Here is a 19,892-nt window from a genome sequence, read left to right as displayed (position 1 = left end):
CAAGGCATCAATTCAAATAGTGATTAAAACCGCTATTCTTATAAGATTTCTAACAGCTCAACTTCAAAAACGAGTGTGCTAAATGGTGGAATTGATGCACCTGCACCGCGCTCACCATAAGCTAATTCATGAGGGATATACAGCTCCCATTTCGAACCAACAGGCATCAGCGTTAATGCTTCAATCCAACCAGGGATCACGCCGCTAACTGGAAATTCAGCTGGCTGGCCACGTTGAACAGAGCTATCAAACACAGAACCATCAATTAAACGGCCAGTGTAATGAACACGGACACGATCAGAGCGAGATGGGATCGCACCTTCGCCTTGGTTGATCACAGAAAATTGCAAACCAGATTCAGTCGTTGAAACGCCTTCACGTTTTTGGTTTTCATCGAGGAATTTTTGGCCTTCTTCCGCCATTGCAGCTTGGCGAGCAACACGGACTTCATCTGCACGCTCATGAACTTCACGTAATGCTTTGTGCAGGGTTTCAACAGGCACTGATGGCATGTTGCCTTCTAAAGCATCAACCAGACCCGCTAAAATTGCGTTTGGTACTAAGCCTTCTAGCCCTGACTCTAATAATTGTTGGCCAACTTGTAGACCAATACCGTAACTCGCTTGAGCTTCTACTGAATCAAAATTTTGGTTTGCCATTAAAATACCCATATGGTTTTTGATAAAAACCAAGAATAACAGCCCCCCTGCTATGGGTAAACCCAAACCGTCAATCTAAATAATAAATTACCCCGATAGCGTATAAATTTGCTCAGTGTTCTCCGAAAAATCATATCAAGCACTTAAATTACCCAAAAACAGTGTTAGTATGCGTATAAATACGCCCAAGTTAATGCATTGCCTCATCAAGGAGGAGTGATGGTTAAACTGTCTAAATTTCATCGCTATGGTATCGCCGTATTAGCACTGATTGTTGTGGTTGCCCTGTTTTGGCCAACAGGCGATAAACCTTTGAATAATACGCCGCAAAATCAGCCTATTGTCATTCCCCCACCAACAACACCTGAGATCATTCCTGATCCTATTCAGACGCCATCTGGTCAAGAACCTGAAGGTAATATAGAGGAAATACCAACAGAACCTGAAATTGTGCCTGAGCCCATAGAACCTGTGCCAACAGAGCCACCACCAACAACACCAAAGACACAAGAGCCTCAGGTCACAAGCCCATCGGCAAATAAGTGGCAAAATTACCGCGTTCAAAAAGGGAAAACACTGGCGCAATTATTCCGTGATAATAATTTGCAGGCTAACGATGCCTTTATCATGGCTCGCGTTGAAGGGGTTGAAAAACCGCTAAGTAATTTACGTCAGGGGCAAAAAATTCGCTTAAAAGCAAATGAGAAAGGGGAAGTTCAGTTGCTGGAAACTACGGCTTCTGATGGAAAAACATATAGTTTTGCACGGTTAAGCGACGGCAGTTACTATCGTACACCTTAGGCGTTAATCATCGCTAAAATGGAATACTAGAAAACAAAAAACACCGGACTTAGCCGGTGTTTTTTATTGGTATTGCCAATAAGTCGACAATACCTACCATCATTATTGATTACTCAGCAACGATGATAACGTTCAGCTCTGCGAAAACATCACTGTGTAACTGGAAGTGAACTTCGTGGTCACCAGTAGTACGCAGAACGCCGTTTGGCAGGCGAACTTCGCTTTTCGCGATTTTAACGCCAGCTGCAGTTACTGCATCAGCGATGTCACGAGTACCGATTGAACCGAACAGTTTACCTTCGTCACCAGCTTTAGAAGCTAAAGTAACAGAACCCAGTGCAGTAACAGCTGCTGCACGAGCCTGTGCTGCTGCCAGAACGTCAGCTAATTTAGCTTCCAGTTCAGCGCGGCGAGCTTCGAAGAATTCGATGTTTTTCTTAGTTGCAGGAACAGCTTTACCCTGTGGAACTAAGAAGTTACGAGCATAGCCCGATTTAACGTTAACCTGATCACCCAGGCTACCTAGGTTAGCTACTTTATCAAGCAGAATAACTTGCATTACCTTATCCTCTTAAGTCGTTAATGGACTGTACCAATTACTGATGACGATCAGTATATGGTAACAGAGACAGGTAGCGAGCGCGCTTGATAGCACGAGCGAGCTGACGCTGATATTTTGCACGAGTACCGGTGATACGGCTTGGTACAATTTTACCACTTTCAGTGATATAGTTTTTCAGCGTTGCGATATCTTTATAGTCGATCTCTTGAACGCCTTCCGCTGTGAAACGGCAGAACTTGCGACGACGGAAATAACGTGCCATATGGCTAGTCTCCAGAATCTATCAAATCAATCTGCTCGGCATGGAGGACTATTTTGCTAATTCCATTGCGCCCTTGATGGGTACTAATGAAACCGCTAACTGTAATCCAACTGCCGACCGTTAAACTGTGAGTATGAGCTTGTAAGGTTTGTCCGCTAACAATAATGGGCATTCTGCACCATGCTTGCCTTGACAATCCCGCTTCCAGTTGTTGTGAACGATGTTCTAAAACAAACTGACAATGTGGAATGCCCGACGGACTCACTTTTCGAATCAATGCTTTACAGACTGTGCCTGTTAGCACCAAACGATTAGTGGACACCTGCGCAATTACTCTTCAGAATCCCCAGTTTCTTCTACTTCTTCATCCTGATATTCATCAGAAAGGTCACGGCCACGACGTTCGTCTTTAGCTTTAACCATTGGAGAAGCTTCTGTTACTGCGTGTTTTAAGCGCATAACCATGCTGCGGATAACGGCATCGTTGAAGCGGAAGTTAGTTTCCAGCTCATCAATCGCTTCCTGCGGTGCTTCTACGTTCAGCAGAACATAGTGAGCTTTGTGCAGTTTGTTGATTGGGTAAGCCAGTTGACGGCGGCCCCAGTCTTCCAGACGGTGAATCTGACCTTGTGCGTTAGTGATTACTGCACTGTAACGCTCGATCATGCCCGGAACCTGTTCGCTTTGGTCAGGATGGACCATAAAAACGATTTCGTAATGACGCATTAGTAGTTGCTCCTTACGGATTATTAGCCTCCTGTCTGGGTTAACCGCGGCCCGCGGAGGCAAGGAACTTGTTGAGTGCGGCTAAAAAATTGACGCGTAACTATACCCACCCCTGAGATAAAACTCAAGAGATGGATGCAGTTTTACACAAATATTATTTTTCACCTGAAACAGGTAAGCGCTGGCGTACGGCTTCAAACAAGCAAACCCCTGTCGCCACTGACACATTCAGAGAGGAGACTGAACCTGCCATCGGGATGCTGATTAATTCATCACAATGCTCGCGGGTTAAACGGCGCATGCCTTCACCTTCTGCGCCCATCACTAATGCGATAGAGCCTGTCAGTTTGCTTTGGTATAAATTATGGTCTGCTTCACCCGCCGTCCCCACAATCCATACGTTGTATTCTTGCAATAAGCGCAATGTCCTTGCTAGGTTCGTCACACGAATAAGGGGAATATTTTCTGCTGCACCGCAAGCTACTTTTTTTGCAGTTGCATTCAATTGCGCCGATTTGTCTTTCGGAACAATCACTGCATGCACACCTGCTGCATCTGCGCTACGCAAACAAGCCCCTAAATTGTGGGGATCCGTCACACCATCAAGTACCAGTAAAAATGGTGACGGTGTGCTTTCTAATAAATCGGGCAAATCACCTTCTTGGTATTGCTTACCTGGTAATACTTTCGCAATGATCCCTTGGTGAACAGCACCTTCAGTTTGGCTATCCATCCACTGGCGATTCGCGACTTGGACAACAACGCCTAGTGCTTCAATTTCATGCACGATAGGCATCAATCGGCGATCTTCACGCCCTTTTAGGATATACACTTCTTTAATGCGTTGCGGAGAACGCTCAAGCAAGGCTTTCACTGCGTGAATACCGTAAATAATTTCGCTCATAACAGTCTTATGTTTTAATCTAAATGAGGAAAGTGGCGCAAACACGCCACTTTCGTTAATTAACAAAGCACTACGCTAGCAAAAATATTAGCCCTCTTGTTTTGAGGATTTCTTCGCAACGCGTTTTGCTTTTAGTTTTGCTGTAATTTTCTTAGTTTTATCGGAAGGTTTTTTTCCCTTTCCTTTCCCTTTTGCATCAGCTTGTGCTTCGCTTTTTTTCCCTTTTTTCTCAGAACGGCGAAATGCAGAATCAGGCTCGAAGTTTTTATCTTTGCTCCCTTGCGCTTTACGGCGAGCTGGCCGCGTAGCATTTTTTACTTCTTGCTTCATTTTATCCCGTGCAGTTTTGCCTGGGGCTTTCGCTTTACGAGTTGTTGAAATTAACGCGAAATCAATGGTGCGTTCATCCATATGCACCGCTTCCACACGAATTTCCACTTCATCACCAAGTCGATAGGTCGTGCCTGATGATTCACCAATTAAGCGCTGGCCGACAGCATCATAACGGTAGTAATCGTTATCAAGGGTAGAAATATGTACTAAACCGTCAATAAACAAGTCATTGAGGCGAACAAAGAAGCCAAAGCCTGTCACACTGGTAATTAACCCCGTGAAAATTTGACCCACTTGGTCTTGCATAAAGTCACACTTCAACCAGTCAGCCACATCGCGCGTTGCTTCATCGGCACGACGCTCTGTCATCGAACAGTGTTCACCCAGTTGCAACATGCTGTCCATATCAGAGTGCCAGCCGCCTGTTTCTGTCCAGCGCTTATCTGAATGGCCATATTCTTTTGCCAACAAATATTTGATACCACGGTGCAACGTTAAGTCAGGATAACGACGAATTGGCGAGGTAAAGTGCGCATACGATTTCAGCCCTAGACCAAAGTGACCGCGGTTTTCAGGGTCATAAATCGCTTGTTTCATCGAACGCAAGATCATGGTTTGCAGCAATTCGTGATCAGGGCGCTCAGCCACTTCATTCATCACTTGTGCATAATCTTTTGGCTCTGGCTTCATACCACCAGGCAATGTGAGCCCTAACTCGCTAAATACTGAACGTAAATTCATTACGCTCTCTTCTTTTGGACGATCATGCACACGGTATAACGCAGGCTCTTCGTTTTTCTCCACAAATCTAGCCGCCGCAATGTTAGCTAAAATCATGCATTCTTCAATTAATTTGTGTGCATCATTTCGCTCGACAGGTTCAATACTTTCAATACGGCGCTCTGCATTAAAAATAAATTTCGCCTCTTCCGATTCAAAGGATATCGCCCCACGCTCAATTCGTGCCGCATCTAATGCTTTGTATAACTGATGTAAATGTTCAATATGTGGAACCAATGCTTTGTAATGTTCACGCAGTTCTTCATCACCTTCCAAGATTTTCCATACTTTTGTATAGGTCAACCTTGCATGGGAATTCATCACTGCTTCATAGAATTTATAGGAAGACAGCTTCCCTGAGGCCGATACCGTCATTTCGCACACCATACACAGGCGATCGACCCCTGGGTTCAATGAGCAAAGGCCATTAGAAAGAACTTCAGGCAACATCGGCACAACTTGAGATGGGAAATATACTGAGTTACCACGGCTACGCGCCTCAGTATCTAACGATGTTTGCGGGCGTACATAATAGCTAACATCCGCAATTGCGACCCATAAACGCCAGCCACCGCCTTTTTTCGGCGCACAATGAACAGCATCATCAAAATCGCGAGCATCTTCACCATCGATAGTAACCAATGGTAAATCACGCAAATCCATACGCCCTTTTTTCGCAGACTCAGGCACATGTTCACTTAAATCAGCGACTTGTTTTTCAACTTGTGGCGGCCATGAATGAGGAATTTCGTGAGTACGCAGCGCGATTTCAACCGCCATACCCGTTCCCATTGTTTCCCCAAGCACTTCGATAATATTCCCGACTGCTTGAGAACGGCGTTGTGGGCGAGTCACTAACTCAACCACCACCACGTTACCCATGCGAGCACCGCAAATACGGTCTTTCGGGATCAAGATATCAAAACTGAGACGACTATCATCTGGCACCACAAACCCCATGCCCGACTCAATAAAATAGCGGCCTACAATTTGGTTGTTTCTTGGCTCTAATACGCGAACCACGCGCACTTCAGTACGACCTTTACGGTCTTGCCCATATGGCTGTGCTAAAATCACGTCGCCGTGCAGCGCACGTTTCATCTCATCTTGAGATAAATAATAATCTTCTTTTTTACCCTCAACACGCAGAAAGCCGTAGCCATCGCGATGGCCAATAACCTTTCCTTTTAATAAATCTAAACGCTCTGGCAATGCATAACATTGACGGCGTGTGAACACGAGTTGACCATCACGTTCCATTGCTCTTAAACGGCGGCGTAAAGCTTCTAATTCATCTTCCGTAGAAAGATTGAGTAACTGGGCGATTTCTTCGCGATTAGCTGGGGCAGTACGTTTCGAGATTAAGTCGAGGATGAATTCTCGGCTTGGAATTGGGGATTCGTATTTTTCTGCTTCTCTTTCCTGAAAAGGATCTTGTGACATCGTTACCTCCGTTGTCATCAGAATTCATAACTACTGCGAATATTAATCAAGCAGTAATTGATAGAGCGGGGTGTTATCTTTCACCATGTCCGCCAGCGTATATTGATCAAGTTCTTGTAAAAACTGCTGTATTGCTTGGTGTAGCACACCTTTTAAACGACACGCAGGTGTTATGTGGCAAAACTCACCACTACAATTAACAAGGGTTAGGGGTTCTAATGCTCTAACAACATCCCCTATACGAATTGATTCTGCTGGTTGCCCTAGTGTAATCCCGCCATTTTTGCCACGAGTGGCTTTTATATAACCTAAATGACTGAGCTGATTGATAATTTTAACCATATGATTACGTGAAACGCCATAAACGTCCGTCACCTCTGTAATACTGGTCATCTTCCCTTCACCCAGAGAAGCCAGATAAATAAGCGCTCGTAATCCATAGTCGGTAAAACTCGTCAGTTGCACAATCACCTCAAAATTTTGGCTTTTACTTATACGACCAAAATGAGTTGGTCGAAAATTTTCTCACGTATTTTAATTGCAAATAACCTAATTTGAACCTAAATCCCACTTGGTTATGCACAAAATATAGCATGCAAATAAATTATGTGTTCATAAATACAGTTTAGCGTATTACGTATCGCAAATATGCATCTAATTGCACAGAATCTGCACACAAAAGTAACTTAGTTCAATCATTATGGGGAATTTTGACTGTTTTATCAAAGAAGTTGCATCGCGGAGGGAGGTAAAGCAGTAAAAAAACTGCGCCTGTATTAGGCGCAGTCAATGTTATTACTCAACGTCAAACGGGTCACGCAGGATCATTGTTTCAGAACGATCTGGACCAGTTGAAATAATATCAACAGGAATACCCGTTAATTCTTCAACACGTTTGATGTAGTTCAGCGCTGCTTGCGGCAGTAATTCTCTTTGCTTCACACCAAAAGTGGTTTCTTTCCAACCTGGCATGGATTCGTAAACTGGCTCTAAACCATCCCACTCATCCGCAGCTAAAGGCGTTGTTTCAAGCACTTTGCCATCTGGACGACGGTAGCCCACACAGATTTTCACTTCTTCTAAACCGTCTAAAACGTCCAGTTTAGTCATGCAGAAACCTGACAGTGAGTTGATTTGTACCGCGCGGTTGATTGCAACGATATCTAACCAACCAGTACGACGTTTACGACCCGTCGTTGCACCAAATTCTTGGCCTTTTTCACGCAGGAATTCGCCCACTTCGTCAAACAATTCGGTTGGGAATGGACCCGCACCAACACGTGTTGAGTAAGCTTTGATAATACCCAGTACGTAATTAACATAACGAGGGCCTAAACCAGAACCTGTTGCAACACCACCCGCGGTGGTATTTGAAGAGGTTACATACGGATAAGTACCGTGGTCAATGTCCAATAATGTGCCTTGTGCACCTTCAAACATCACAAATTCGTTGTTCTGGCTTGCTTTGTACAGCAGATCAGACACATCGATTACCATGCCTGTCAGGATATCGGCCACTGCCATGATATCATCCAGTGTTTTTTGGTAATCAACAGCAGGTTCTTTATAGTAATTAACGAGTTGGAAGTTATGGTATTCGACGATTTCTTTTAATTTTTCTGCGAAAGTTGCTTTATCGAATAAGTCACCAACACGTAAGCCGCGACGAGCAACTTTATCTTCGTAAGCAGGACCAATACCACGACCCGTTGTTCCAATCGCTTTGGAACCACGTGCTTTTTCACGGGCGTTATCTAATGCAACATGATAAGGCAGGATCAGTGGGCATGCTTCTGAAAGACGTAAGCGTTCGCGAACTGGAACACCGCGGTCTTCCAATTCTTTCATCTCTTTCATTAATGCGTCAGGCGCAAGAACAACGCCATTAGCGATAATACTGATGACATTTTCACGAAGAATACCGGATGGAATTAAGTGGAGAACGGTTTTTTCACCGTTTACAACAAGCGTATGGCCAGCATTATGGCCGCCCTGATAGCGAACTACATATTTAGCGCGCTCTGTCAGCAAGTCGACGATCTTGCCCTTCCCTTCGTCACCCCATTGGGTGCCCAGTACGACAACGTTCTTACCCATTTCGAAATACACTCGGTTGCTTAAAAATGAATTCTACCATCAAAAATGAACTGTTCCAGTGATATTTTGGCATTACTAAAATTTTTTTCTGGAAAGCAAGTTAAATGGTATTTTTATTTCTGCCGTAAACCCAAAATGAATGTAACCAGTTGAGCAGCTTAAATTTTCCCTGAAAAATCCTATACTTAAAACGACAGGCGAAAAAAAGCCCACCGAAGCGGGCTTTTCTTTAATAGATTAACAGTTATTTTGCTAGGTTGCACGCAACTTAGTCTGATTATTTATTAATCTGTTGCACGAAGCTTAGTTGGTGCTTTCATGAAGCGGAAGAAGTCTGTGTCTGGGCTTAATACCATCACGTCTTCACCACTCTTGAAGCTTTGCTCGTAAGCACGCAAGCTACGAATAAACGCATAGAACTCTGGATCTTGGTTGAATGCATCAGCAAACAGTTTTGTTGCCATTGCATCGCCTTCACCTCGGTAGGTCAGCGCGGTACGCTCTGCTTCTGCCAGTGTTTCAGTTACAGTTTTATCTGCAACCGCACGGATCTTAGTCGCTTCTTCTTGACCTTGTGAACGGTGCTGACGTGCAACCGCTTCACGCTCTGCACGCATACGTGCATAGATAGCTTCAGAAACTTCGTTTGGCAGTTCGATACGTTTAATACGCACGTCGACAACTTCGATACCTAACGCCGCCATACTGTTTGCATTCACAACCAGTGGCTTCAAGTTAGTTTCTTGTTCTACACGTTTTGCGGCATCCGCAATCGCTGCATCAGCTTCTTTTGTCGCATCATCAATTGCAGTACCTTTGTTCAAGGCATCACGTACATCAACGGTTAAACGACCACGTGAATCAGTAATGATATCTTTAACGCTTAAACGACCAAACTCAGAACGTAAACGGTCACTAAATTTACGTTTTAACAGGGTTTCTGCTTGATATGGGTTACCACCGCCAGTTGCTACATAGTAGCGACTGAAATCAGTAACACGCCATTTCAGGTAGGAGTCCACCATTAAATCTTTGTTTTCGCTTGTCAAATAACGGTCAGCTTGGATTTCCAATGTCTGAATACGTGCATCTAACATTTTCACAGTTTCAATAAATGGCACTTTGAAATGCAAACCTGGCTCATAAATGATCGGTTTGTTTTCAGAATCACGCAGAACCTTACCAAAACGCAATACAATGCCGCGGTCAGTTTGAGGAACAATAAAGATAGATGCGTATGCAACTGCCAAGATGGCAATAACGATAACAATTAGCGATTTACGCATGATTATTGTCTCCCTACTCTAACAGCATCACCACGAACAGCGCTGTTTGGCTGTGCAGGCGTTGCAGCAGATGATGACGAATTAATGCTTGGCGTCGCCATTCTTGCTGACGGATTAACTTTTGATGTTGAAGCCGCATCTGAATTTGTACCACGCATGATTTGGTCAAGCGGAAGCACTAACATGCTGTTGCTCTTATCATTCGCAATAACTTTACGTGTATTACTTAACACACGCTCCATCGTATCGATGTAAAGACGCTCACGAGTGATTTCTGGTGCTGCACGGTATTCAGGTAGCATTTTCGCAAAGCTTGCGACCTCACCCTCTGCTTTGAAGACCACACTCGCTTTATACGCTTCGGCTTCTTCAATCAGGCGTTGTGCGTTACCTTTTGCCAGTGGAAGAACTTCATTTCGATAAGCGTGCGCTTCACGAATAGTTTTTTGTTCTTCTTCCCTTGCTGAGATTACGTCATCAAATGCTGCTTTAACATCTTCAGGTGGACGCGCTGCTTGGAAGTTGACATCCAGCAGTGTGATACCCATTTTGTATGGTGCAATTGTCGCTTCAAGCTCTTTTTGTGTCACATCACGGATAAAGGCTCGATTCGTAGTCAATACTTGCTCCATAGCAGATTGACCAATAACACCACGCACAGCACTGTCTAACGCCTGACGCAGACTGTTGTCTGGGTTAGTCACGCTAAATAAATATTGCGCAGGGTCAGTCACACGGTATTGAACGTTCATTTCAACGCGGATCACGTTTTCATCTGACGTCAACATCATGCCGTTAGTCGCTTGCTCACGTACAGTTTCTACGTTGACAGGCACGACTCTATCAATGAATGTTGGCTTCCAGTTCAAACCTGGCCCAACAATACCACTGTATTCACCAAAACGTAACACTACGCCACGGTCACTTTCTTTGATGGTGTAGAAGCCTGAACCTGCCCAGACAACTACAATAGCAGCAAGTGCTAACATCCCTAAACGACCACTGATTTGTGAAGGCTGTTTGTTATCGCCATCACCACCGTTGCCGCCTTTGTTCCCACCTAGCTTGCTGCCTATTTTACGAAAGAGATCGTCGAGATCATAAGCCCCACGTTTTCGACCACCTTTGTTTCCGCCAGAGTTGCCGCCTTTATTGCCGCTTCCCCACGGATCGCGGTCTTGTCCGTCATTACCGGGCTGATTCCACGCCATGTTTTAGCTCCATTCTTTATGATTGATTTTCAGGGCTAAGAGCTCCGCTCAACACACTGGAAGTATGCTGAGTTTGTGTGTCTCTTAATATCAATTCCATTGCCTGGCTACGTTGTTAAACCACGTAGTCAGATAATTGCTGCTCTTGTTTACACAAACGTCGCCAATCCACCATTGGCATACGCACCTCAAGGCCGATTGAACCGTCTTCTTCCAACCATTCACGTTCGATTGACTGGAGTTGATAAAAACGGCTACGCAAACGACCTTCGTTTGGTGGTAAACGCAATTCATAATGTGCGATTTCACCAGAAAGGCGTTCCGTCAATGCTTGTAACAGCAATGGGATACCTTCACCTGTTTGCGCCGAAACCCAGACACGAACAGGGTTGTTATCCTCATCTCTGTCAATACGCGGGACAAAATCTTCCAGCATATCAACTTTGTTCATCACTAAAAGTGCTGGTATTTCATCCGCTTCAATTTCTTCCAACACGCTTTCAACCGCATGGATATTTTCATCCAAGCGAGCATCTGCTGCATCGATAACGTGCAGCAGTAACGTTGCTTCACGAGTTTCTTGCAGGGTTGCTTTAAATGCGGCAACCAAATCATGTGGTAAGTGGCGAATAAAACCCACGGTATCTGCTAAAACGACAACACCGACATCTTCGACATTAATACGGCGAAGCGTTGGGTCAAGTGTCGCAAATAGCTGATCTGCAGCATAAACATCTGCAGACGTCATACGGTTAAATAAACTCGATTTACCCGCATTGGTATAACCCACGAGAGAAATTGTCGGAATATCCGCTTTACTTCTCGCTTGACGCCCTTGTTCACGCTGTTTTTCTACCCGGCTAAGCCGCGATAAAATCTGTTTGATTTTATCCCTTAATAACCGACGGTCTGTTTCAAGTTGAGTTTCACCAGGACCACGCAAACCAATCCCGCCTTTTTGCCGCTCAAGGTGTGTCCATCCTCTCACTAAGCGAGTGGATAAATGACGTAACTGTGCCAATTCAACTTGAAGTTTACCTTCATGCGTACGCGCCCGTTGAGCAAATATATCTAAAATTACCCCTGTACGGTCAACCACCTTACATTGGCAAATCCTTTCGAGATTACGTTCTTGAGCAGGGCTTAGCGTGTGATTAAACAACACCACATCTGCGCCACTTTCCTCAACGGCTTGGGCTATCTCTTCAGCTTTTCCTTCCCCAACAAAAAACTTTGGGTGAGGTGCCTTACGACTGCCTGTGACTATTTGTACTGGCTTTACCCCAGCAGACGTCACGAGTGACTCAAACTCTGCCAGATTATCAACGTCTTTTTCTTGGGAAAAAAAGACATGGACTAACACAGCAAGCTCACCGCCTTCATACCTATCAAACAAGGTGCAACCTCTTAGGCTAAACAATAATTGCAAAGGAAAACACAGGTACAGTCTCCCTACCCATGCTTTCCTTGTCTTTTAGCGTACAAACTTACTCAGTTACTTCGCCATCCTGCGATGCAGGTGCACCCGAATGGTAATTACCATTACCTGCGCTACCACCTGTTGTGCCACTGTGGTGAGAAACAGGACGTGCAGGGACAACAGTAGAGATAGCGTGCTTATAAACCATCTGGCTAACTGTGTTTTTCAATAAAATGACAAATTGATCAAAAGATTCAATTTGCCCCTGCAATTTGATGCCATTAACGAGATAAATAGAGACCGGAACCCTTTCACGACGTAATGCGTTCAGGAACGGATCTTGCAAAGATTGCCCCTTAGCCATTCTATGTTTTCCTTATTTTGTTGTTTTTAAAAGAGAATCTTTATGATTCCAAAAGTAACTACTCAAAAATTGCGCTTAACGTTCTAATTGTACACAAACATCAGTCCTATGCACGTACTACCTGCATAACTGTGTCAAGCGCCTGCTGAGGTTGCTCACTATCTAACCACTGAACATTATCCCAGCTTCTTAACCAGGTAATCTGGCGTTTTGCCAATTGGCGTGTTGCACAAATTCCCCGATAAACCATTTCATCATGGCTAATTTCGCCGTCCAAGTATGACCACATTTGCCGATAGCCCACACAACGAATGGCGGGAAGATCAACATGTAAATCACCTCGGTGGTAAAGAGCACGGACTTCCTCTTCAAAACCCGCGTCTATCATCAGATGAAAGCGTTGTTCTATGCGTTCATGTAAAATTTTACGATCTTGTGGCGCAATAGCAAACTGAAACACATTATAAGGCAATTCTTCCCCTGCTGTTTGTGTCATTTCAGTCAAAGTTTGTCCTGAAATGAGATATACCTCTAAAGCACGGGATAATCTTTGTGGATCATTAGGATGGATCCTAGCCGCAGCAACAGGGTCGACCTCCGCTAAACGGCGATGGATTTCACTCCATCCATGTTCTTGCGCTATCTGTTCTATTTGGGTGCGCACATTTGCATCAGCAGAAGGTAATGGTGAAAGTCCTTCTAACAATGCTTTGAAATACAACATAGTACCGCCAACAAGTAACGGTATTTTACCCTGAGCAGTAATCTCACTCATTACTTTTAATGCGTCACGACGAAAATCAGCAGCAGAATAAGGTAGAGCTGGATCGAGAATATCAATCAAACGATGAGGGGCTTGGCTGAGTTCCTCGGCTGTTGGCTTTGCTGTACCAATATCCATTCCACGGTAAATTAACGCCGAATCGACACTAATAATTTCCACAGGCAAATGCTTGCGAAGTTCTATCGCTAAAGCGGTTTTACCTGAAGCAGTCGGCCCCATAAGGAATATTGCATCAGGTTTTTTCTGAGTTACTAAATCACTCATTTGTTAGTGTAGCTACCACGGATTGTAAATTAATTAATTGTAATAATGTTGGTGGGGGATTTTTTACCCACTGCGGACAAATCCGCTCAACATCAGCCAGCAACTGAACAGCCTGTGCTAAACTCCAACTTTCTTCTGTTTTCACCTGTGAAACCGCTTTGGCTAGCCATTGTGCGATATCTTGTTGTGTGATGCTTTCTTTTGTCGATAAAAAACCGATCAAATCTGAAAAAAGTTGCGATAAATTTTGTGTTCTTAATGGTAACGATACCGTATGAATTGTTACTTTTCCATGAAATATCGTGGCTTCGATACCAAATATTGCCAATTGTTCCTTGTACCGCTGTAAAACCTCTATTTCATCGTTTTTAAGTGACAATTTTAGCGGTATCAAAAGAGGTTGTGGCTTGAGGTTTTCACCCTCTGGCGACAATTGCGCTAATTTCAATAAATAATTAGCTTCCGTTAAGGATAACAGGATTAGTCCCAACGAAGACTCAATTAATGCAAAGTTTTTTGAGTAAATTGTCAATACTTTACCAAAAAGGTAGTTATCCGCATTTTTTGCTACAGGTTGTGAAGAAACTTGAGACGTATCCACAGGTTGGCGCTCAGGAAAAAGCGGTTTTTTCTCCGTTTCAGGAACTGGAATTGACATCAAGCTTTGGTAAAGGTCTCCCGCTTTTTTATCGTAGTTAGTGCCGTAGTTTTTCTGCTCTACATTCCCGACGAATTGTGATGCGGATTTGGGCAGGGAAGAACTCGATGTCGCCGTGGTTGCAGGCTTATAAGCGACCTGCGGTTCACGAGCGGTTCTCTCAGCCTGTGGCAATGATTCGGTATAATTTGGTTTCGAAGTTGATGTTGGGGAAGAAAAATAATTCCCTCCTGCTGAAGACCGGTTTTCGAGCTCAGCATGTACTGGCTCTATTCCTGGTAATTCACTTATTGATGCCGCTTCAAGGAGTACTGTACGTACGGCTTGATAAATAAAATCATGTACTAACCGCGCTTGGTGAAAACGTACCTCATGTTTCGCTGGATGGACGTTTACATCCACTTGTTTCGGATCAATGGTTAAATACAAGACATAAGCGGGCTGTTGATTGTCTTCTAAATAGCCTTCAAATGCTTGGCGGATAGCATGGTTAATTAACCGGTCGCGCATCATCCGTCCATTCACATAGCAATACTGAGTTTCACTCACAGGAGTATTCGATGGGGAAACCACCCAGCCTTTAATTGCCAGGTCGCTGTGCTCCCAAGATAACGCTAATGCGCCTTGCATAAAGCCAGTACCGCAAATAGTCCCAAGCCGCCTTTCTTGCTGCACTTCATCATGGGCAGCACGGTACTGTTTCACCAGTTTTCCGTTATGAGTCAAATTAATAGACACATCAGGGCGCGATAATGCAATGCGGCGAACCACTTCATCAATATGGCCAAATTCGGTTTTTTCAGTGCGCATAAATTTGCGCCTTGCAGGGGTATTATAAAAGAGATCGAGGACTTCAACCGTCGTACCATTAGGATGCGCTGCAGGCTTTACTGTGACTTCCATATCCCGCCCTTCAGCGTAAGACTGCCACGCTTCGGTTTGTTCCGCGGGTTTTGACGTCAACGTTAATCGTGAAACAGAGCTGATGCTCGCTAATGCTTCACCGCGAAAGCCCATACTCATAATGGCTTCAAGGTCATCGAGCGTCGCAATTTTACTGGTCGCATGGCGCGCAAGGGCGAGGATTAATTCATCTTTGTTAATCCCACAGCCATTATCACGAATACGGATCAGTTTCTCTCCACCACGCTCAATATCAATATCAATGCGTGTTGCCTTGGCATCAAGACTGTTCTCAACCAGCTCTTTTACGACAGATGCAGGCCTTTCGACCACCTCACCCGCCGCAATTTGGTTCGCTAATTGAGGAGAGAGAATATGTATTGCCATCGCTCAATTCCTTATTTAGGTGCAGCTTGAATCGGATTCGCAAGGAAATATTGGCGCAATCCTAAGTGAATGGCCTCAGCCACTGCATCTTGGAATTCATTGGATTTGAGCAGTTGCTCTTCCGCTGCATTACTGATGAAGCCTGTTTCAACCAAGATTGACGGAATGTCGGGAGAACGCAGAACCCCAAGGCTGGCATGCTCTGGCGTTTTTTTATGGATATTACCCACTTTTCTCAATTGCTGAATAACTTGAACAGCGACATCATAGCCCACGCGCTGAGAGTGGCCGAACTGCAAATCCAATACTGCTTGGCTTAAATACGGATCTGCACCACTGAGCGCATCCCCTGCACCGCCTAATAATTCAGATTGTTTTTCACGTTGTTCTAACCAGCTACCTAACTCACTATTTGCACGACGATTTGATAATACCCAAACAGAGGCACCTCGTGCGCTGCTGTTAGGGGCTGAGTCCGCATGGATGGATACCAACATGTTCGCGCCTTTTTTACGAGCAACATCGGAACGTCCACTAACAGAAATAAAGTAGTCGCCATCACGCGTCATAGCGGGTTTGAACATAGGGTCAGCTTCAAGACGCTGATAGAGTTTTTTCGCAACGCTCAGAGTCACATCTTTCTCTTTATAACCATTTTTCCCAATCGCGCCTGGGTCTTTACCACCATGCCCCGCATCAATAGCGATCACCACCTGTTTGCTGCCTTTAGGCATATTTTTGTATTTTACAGGGGCAGGCGTTGAAACAGGCGCTGGATTATTCATTTTTAACGGTTTGTCCTGTGTGTTATTGACCACAGGAGCAACATTATTATTGGTGCGATTAAATGACGTTGAACTGGTTGAGTTACCTGTTGAAATCGTCAGAACTAATTGATATTCGCCACCCACTTGCTTTAAAACAGCTTTGGTTTTTGCGACGCGGGATAGCTCCATCACCAGACGTTTATGTTGGTTATCAGAAGGTTGGCTTGAACGCACCACTTTTACCAAATCCCCTGCAGGCACTTTTAGTGGCAAGCCAAGGATTTCACCTCGTTGCTTTACATCAACAACCAGTCGCTCAGGTGAATGCAAGGGAAAATAAGAGTAATCAGGCTTACCGTCAATAAAGCTTAGTGTGACCTCAGCTTGTGATGGGCTATTATTCACTTGAATATTAGACAGTGTTGCGGCTTGTGCTTGCATAGCAAAAAGCCATGCGAATAAAAGCATAAAAAGGACAAAAGCCGCCAAAAAACCCTTTCTTGTTATTCTGTGCATTGATGCATTCAACATGAGCAATAAGTTCCTTAGAATTGGGGTAATGCTTCTAACAACGACTCCCCATTTGCAGACAAAGCAACGATGTGAGCCTGACGCCCCTCATCTTGATATGTGAGATGGAGCTCAAGATCCGCTTCAGGTAAAAAACCTTTACCTTGTTGCGGCCATTCAACCAAGCAGATCGAGTTTTCAGAAAAATAGTCACGAATACCCATAAATTCAAGTTCTTCAGGATCTGCTAGACGATAGAGATCAAAGTGAAAAACATAACGATCCGCTAATTCATAAGGTTCAACCAGTGTGTAAGTTGGACTTTTTACATGGCCTTGATGACCCAAAGCTTGTAAGAAACCACGACTAAACGTGGTTTTTCCCGCACCGAGATCACCATACAGGTGAATTACCACACCTTGATGGCAAGCACCTGCAATTGCGCGACCAAGCGCAACAGTTTGCGCTTCATCAGCAAGTTGTATTCTACGTTCTTTCATAGTGTTCTTTTGTGGCATTATTGATGGGCTGTGTCGCCAAATTATTGTCTAATGACTGTTATCAGTATCCGAGAGGAAGCCTGTTTCAGTTCTTCCAAATACCATTGACTATATTAACCTAAGCGCCGTCATTTTTCTTAATTAACATTGCTGAAACTATCAGATCAGAAATATCTTATAATAGATCTGAACACCGAAAGGCACTCTTTTCATCAATTTTGAGAAAAAACCGCTTCCATGGTAGAGTGCCAGCCGTTTTATTTTACTGTGACAGGATCTGATGGCAGCATTTCTCGATCTCAACCTTCTCGCTCAACTTATCAAACAATGGGGCATTGAAGCAGGCTTCCAACAGGTGGGGATCTGCGATACTGACCTGTCCGCGGAAGAACCCAAACTGCAGGCATGGCTCGACAAGCAATACCACGGTGAAATGGAATGGATGAACCGCCACGGAATGATGCGGGCACGTCCCCATGAGCTCCATCCTGGCACTTTACGGGCCATCAGTGTTCGCATGAACTATTTGCCTGCCAAAGCGGCGTTTGCCAGCACACTGAATAACCCTGAGCTCGGGTATGTTAGCCGCTACGCCCTTGGTCGCGACTATCATAAGCTATTAAAAAAACGCTTAAAAGCCCTTGCAGATCGTATTTTAGCTTACTGCCGTGAATTTGATGGGGCGCTCCTTGCGGATGGTACAACCGTTGAGGATCTTAATTTTCGTCCATTTGTTGACTCTGCACCTATCTTAGAGCGGCCTCTTGCCGTTAAAGCTGGCCTAGGGTGGACTGGAAAGCACTCATTGGTATTAAATCGTGAAGCAGGCTCGTGGTTTTTCCTTGGAGAACTGCTGATCAACCTACCTGTTCCTGTCGATAAACCCATTGAAGATGACTGCGGCCGCTGCGTTGCCTGTATGACAACCTGCCCAACAGGCGCCATTGTTGAGCCTTATACTGTTGATGCAAGACGCTGTATTTCCTATTTAACAATTGAACTTGATAGCGCGATACCTGAAGAATTTCGCCCATTAATGGGAAATCGAATTTATGGTTGTGATGATTGCCAGCTAATTTGTCCATGGAACCGTTTTTCACAGCTGACTGACGAAGAAGATTTTAGCCCAAGGCAAGCGCTGCATACGCCAGAGCTTCTTGAATTATTTTCGTGGGATGAAGACAGGTTTTTGAAGGTAACGGAAGGGTCTGCCATTCGTCGCATTGGTTATATTAAATGGTTAAGAAACATCAGTGTCGCACTGGGCAATGCGCCTTATCAAGATAGTATTGTGCTTGCATTACAAAATAGGTTGGGGATCAATGAAATGTTAGACGAGCACTTTCATTGGTCTATACAACAACAGCTTAGCCGACGTCTTGAGAACCAAGTGACAATTCAAACTTCACAACAAAAACGCCTTGTACGGGCGATTACTAAAGGTTTACCTCGCGACGCCTAAAAAAAGGCCTGCTATATAACCGAAATCTATAATTGTCAAATCGATGTGAATAAAATAAAAAATCGCTTTGCAGACAATAGGTAAAGAATTTGCAAGTTGTGCTTAGCACATTTTCAAAAAATAAATTCATCGACTATAAATCAATGAGTTACAGATAAGAGTTCTGATTATCTTTACCTGACAGTAAGAAAAGAATAGTGAAGTTAGCCTGTGGATAACTCTGTGCAATAAGTTATTTCAAATTGGCATATAGATGGGTCGCAACTCAACAAGCTGTGGATAACTTTTTGATACTGAATTGTGAAGAAAAATGCTGATTTTACGTTAACTACTCGAAAAAAGTTGCCAAAAAACTAGGTTAAAACGAAAATTTGCCTGAGTTAAATAAAAAACACATTTTTGTTTATTATTTAAACTTTTACCTTAAGGACATAAATACCTTTAGAATGCCCTATTACTGAGGGGTGGCTATTCTATGGTGACCCGAAGTTGAATGCAAGCAAAAATCCAAATTAGATCCAAGAAAGATCGGCGAAGGCGTGTGGATCCTAGCTTAGCAAGGGTACCAACAATAAAATTACGTACAAAAAACCGTTAGATGAAATTAGTAATTCCACTTAATGCTTTAATACTAAAATATCATTTGGATTAAAATTACAAAGAAAAAATTTAGATGATATAAACAAGAGATTGGAGCGGGAAACGAGACTCGAACTCGCGACCCCGACCTTGGCAAGGTCGTGCTCTACCAACTGAGCTATTCCCGCATTTGGTGGGTACTGCAATTTGACTAAAACACTAAGAAAGTT

19 protein-coding genes and 1 tRNA gene are annotated in these 19,892 nt (G+C 44.0%); 2 read left to right on the top strand and 18 right to left on the bottom strand.

Going from position 1 to position 19,892, the window contains the following annotated elements; translation table 11 throughout:
* Positions 1-38 precede the first annotated feature (38 nt).
* On the bottom strand, positions 39-659 hold the full coding sequence (locus AABS66_RS05880; RefSeq protein ID WP_206083177.1) for a peptidylprolyl isomerase: 621 nt from the start codon (positions 657-659) through the stop codon (positions 39-41).
* A gap of 219 nt (positions 660-878) precedes the next feature.
* On the opposite strand from AABS66_RS05880, the gene AABS66_RS05875 reads away from it, so the two are divergent.
* Complete coding sequence (locus AABS66_RS05875) at positions 879-1,460, top strand: LysM-like peptidoglycan-binding domain-containing protein (RefSeq protein WP_272573906.1); 582 nt, start codon at positions 879-881, stop codon at positions 1,458-1,460.
* Positions 1,461-1,569: 109 nt separating this feature from the next.
* Here AABS66_RS05875 and rplI read toward each other — a convergent pair whose 3' ends face one another.
* From rplI to tsaE, 16 genes are all read right to left on the bottom strand, one after another.
* Positions 1,570-2,019 carry a 50S ribosomal protein L9 gene (gene rplI / locus AABS66_RS05870; RefSeq protein ID WP_206083173.1) on the bottom strand — a complete coding sequence of 150 codons (450 nt, stop codon included), beginning with the start codon at positions 2,017-2,019 and terminating at the stop codon, positions 1,570-1,572.
* A gap of 37 nt (positions 2,020-2,056) precedes the next feature.
* Positions 2,057-2,284, bottom strand: a complete 228-nt coding sequence (gene rpsR, locus AABS66_RS05865; protein WP_000135199.1) for a 30S ribosomal protein S18 — start codon at positions 2,282-2,284, stop codon at positions 2,057-2,059.
* A 4-nt stretch (positions 2,285-2,288) separates the two neighbouring features.
* Positions 2,289-2,606: a primosomal replication protein N gene (priB, locus tag AABS66_RS05860; RefSeq protein WP_206083171.1), complete on the bottom strand. Its 318-nt coding sequence runs from the start codon at positions 2,604-2,606 to the stop codon at positions 2,289-2,291.
* 8 nt (positions 2,607-2,614) lie between these two features.
* Positions 2,615-3,010, bottom strand: a complete 396-nt coding sequence (rpsF, locus tag AABS66_RS05855; protein ID WP_206083778.1) for a 30S ribosomal protein S6 — start codon at positions 3,008-3,010, stop codon at positions 2,615-2,617.
* A 154-nt stretch (positions 3,011-3,164) separates the two neighbouring features.
* A complete protein-coding gene (gene rlmB, locus AABS66_RS05850) occupies positions 3,165-3,914 on the bottom strand; it encodes a 23S rRNA (guanosine(2251)-2'-O)-methyltransferase RlmB (RefSeq protein WP_430224693.1) in 750 nt (249 codons plus the stop codon).
* An 87-nt stretch (positions 3,915-4,001) separates the two neighbouring features.
* Positions 4,002-6,470: a ribonuclease R gene (gene rnr / locus AABS66_RS05845; RefSeq protein WP_206083167.1), complete on the bottom strand. Its 2,469-nt coding sequence runs from the start codon at positions 6,468-6,470 to the stop codon at positions 4,002-4,004.
* Between the two features lie 42 nt (positions 6,471-6,512).
* Complete coding sequence (nsrR, locus tag AABS66_RS05840; protein ID WP_206083165.1) at positions 6,513-6,935, bottom strand: nitric oxide-sensing transcriptional repressor NsrR; 423 nt, start codon at positions 6,933-6,935, stop codon at positions 6,513-6,515.
* A 330-nt stretch (positions 6,936-7,265) separates the two neighbouring features.
* Entirely contained in the window at positions 7,266-8,567 is a 1,302-nt protein-coding gene (locus AABS66_RS05835; protein WP_206083163.1) for an adenylosuccinate synthase, read from the bottom strand.
* Positions 8,568-8,851: 284 nt separating this feature from the next.
* The gene (hflC, locus tag AABS66_RS05830) at positions 8,852-9,853 is read right to left on the bottom strand and encodes a protease modulator HflC (protein ID WP_206083161.1); all 1,002 of its coding nucleotides are present in this window, start codon (positions 9,851-9,853) and stop codon (positions 8,852-8,854) included.
* A gap of 2 nt (positions 9,854-9,855) precedes the next feature.
* Complete coding sequence (gene hflK / locus AABS66_RS05825; RefSeq protein WP_206083160.1) at positions 9,856-11,064, bottom strand: FtsH protease activity modulator HflK; 1,209 nt, start codon at positions 11,062-11,064, stop codon at positions 9,856-9,858.
* Between the two features lie 115 nt (positions 11,065-11,179).
* Positions 11,180-12,460, bottom strand: a complete 1,281-nt coding sequence (gene hflX / locus AABS66_RS05820) for a ribosome rescue GTPase HflX (RefSeq protein WP_349415467.1) — start codon at positions 12,458-12,460, stop codon at positions 11,180-11,182.
* Positions 12,461-12,551: 91 nt separating this feature from the next.
* The gene (gene hfq, locus AABS66_RS05815; RefSeq protein WP_206083158.1) at positions 12,552-12,848 is read right to left on the bottom strand and encodes an RNA chaperone Hfq; all 297 of its coding nucleotides are present in this window, start codon (positions 12,846-12,848) and stop codon (positions 12,552-12,554) included.
* Positions 12,849-12,954: 106 nt separating this feature from the next.
* Positions 12,955-13,896, bottom strand: coding sequence for a tRNA (adenosine(37)-N6)-dimethylallyltransferase MiaA (gene miaA / locus AABS66_RS05810; protein WP_206083157.1), 942 nt, complete (start codon positions 13,894-13,896; stop codon positions 12,955-12,957).
* Positions 13,889-15,844 carry a DNA mismatch repair endonuclease MutL gene (gene mutL / locus AABS66_RS05805; protein ID WP_206083156.1) on the bottom strand — a complete coding sequence of 652 codons (1,956 nt, stop codon included), beginning with the start codon at positions 15,842-15,844 and terminating at the stop codon, positions 13,889-13,891. The genes miaA and mutL overlap by 8 nt, the downstream gene beginning before the upstream one ends.
* A gap of 11 nt (positions 15,845-15,855) precedes the next feature.
* On the bottom strand, positions 15,856-17,142 hold the full coding sequence (gene amiB, locus AABS66_RS05800) for an N-acetylmuramoyl-L-alanine amidase AmiB (RefSeq protein ID WP_430224692.1): 1,287 nt from the start codon (positions 17,140-17,142) through the stop codon (positions 15,856-15,858).
* A 14-nt stretch (positions 17,143-17,156) separates the two neighbouring features.
* Complete coding sequence (gene tsaE / locus AABS66_RS05795; RefSeq protein ID WP_206083153.1) at positions 17,157-17,621, bottom strand: tRNA (adenosine(37)-N6)-threonylcarbamoyltransferase complex ATPase subunit type 1 TsaE; 465 nt, start codon at positions 17,619-17,621, stop codon at positions 17,157-17,159.
* 280 nt (positions 17,622-17,901) lie between these two features.
* On the opposite strand from tsaE, the gene queG reads away from it, so the two are divergent.
* Complete coding sequence (gene queG / locus AABS66_RS05790) at positions 17,902-19,083, top strand: tRNA epoxyqueuosine(34) reductase QueG (RefSeq protein WP_206083151.1); 1,182 nt, start codon at positions 17,902-17,904, stop codon at positions 19,081-19,083.
* A gap of 691 nt (positions 19,084-19,774) precedes the next feature.
* Here queG and AABS66_RS05785 read toward each other — a convergent pair.
* Positions 19,775-19,850 (bottom strand) — tRNA-Gly (locus AABS66_RS05785).
* Positions 19,851-19,892: the final 42 nt, after the last annotated feature.

Source organism: Providencia sp. SP181 (assembly GCF_050446505.1).
In the GTDB taxonomy this organism is placed as follows: domain Bacteria; phylum Pseudomonadota; class Gammaproteobacteria; order Enterobacterales; family Enterobacteriaceae; genus Providencia; species Providencia vermicola.
The sequence above is the reverse complement of the archived record's forward strand: the minus strand, read 5'-3'. Positions and strand labels throughout refer to the sequence as shown.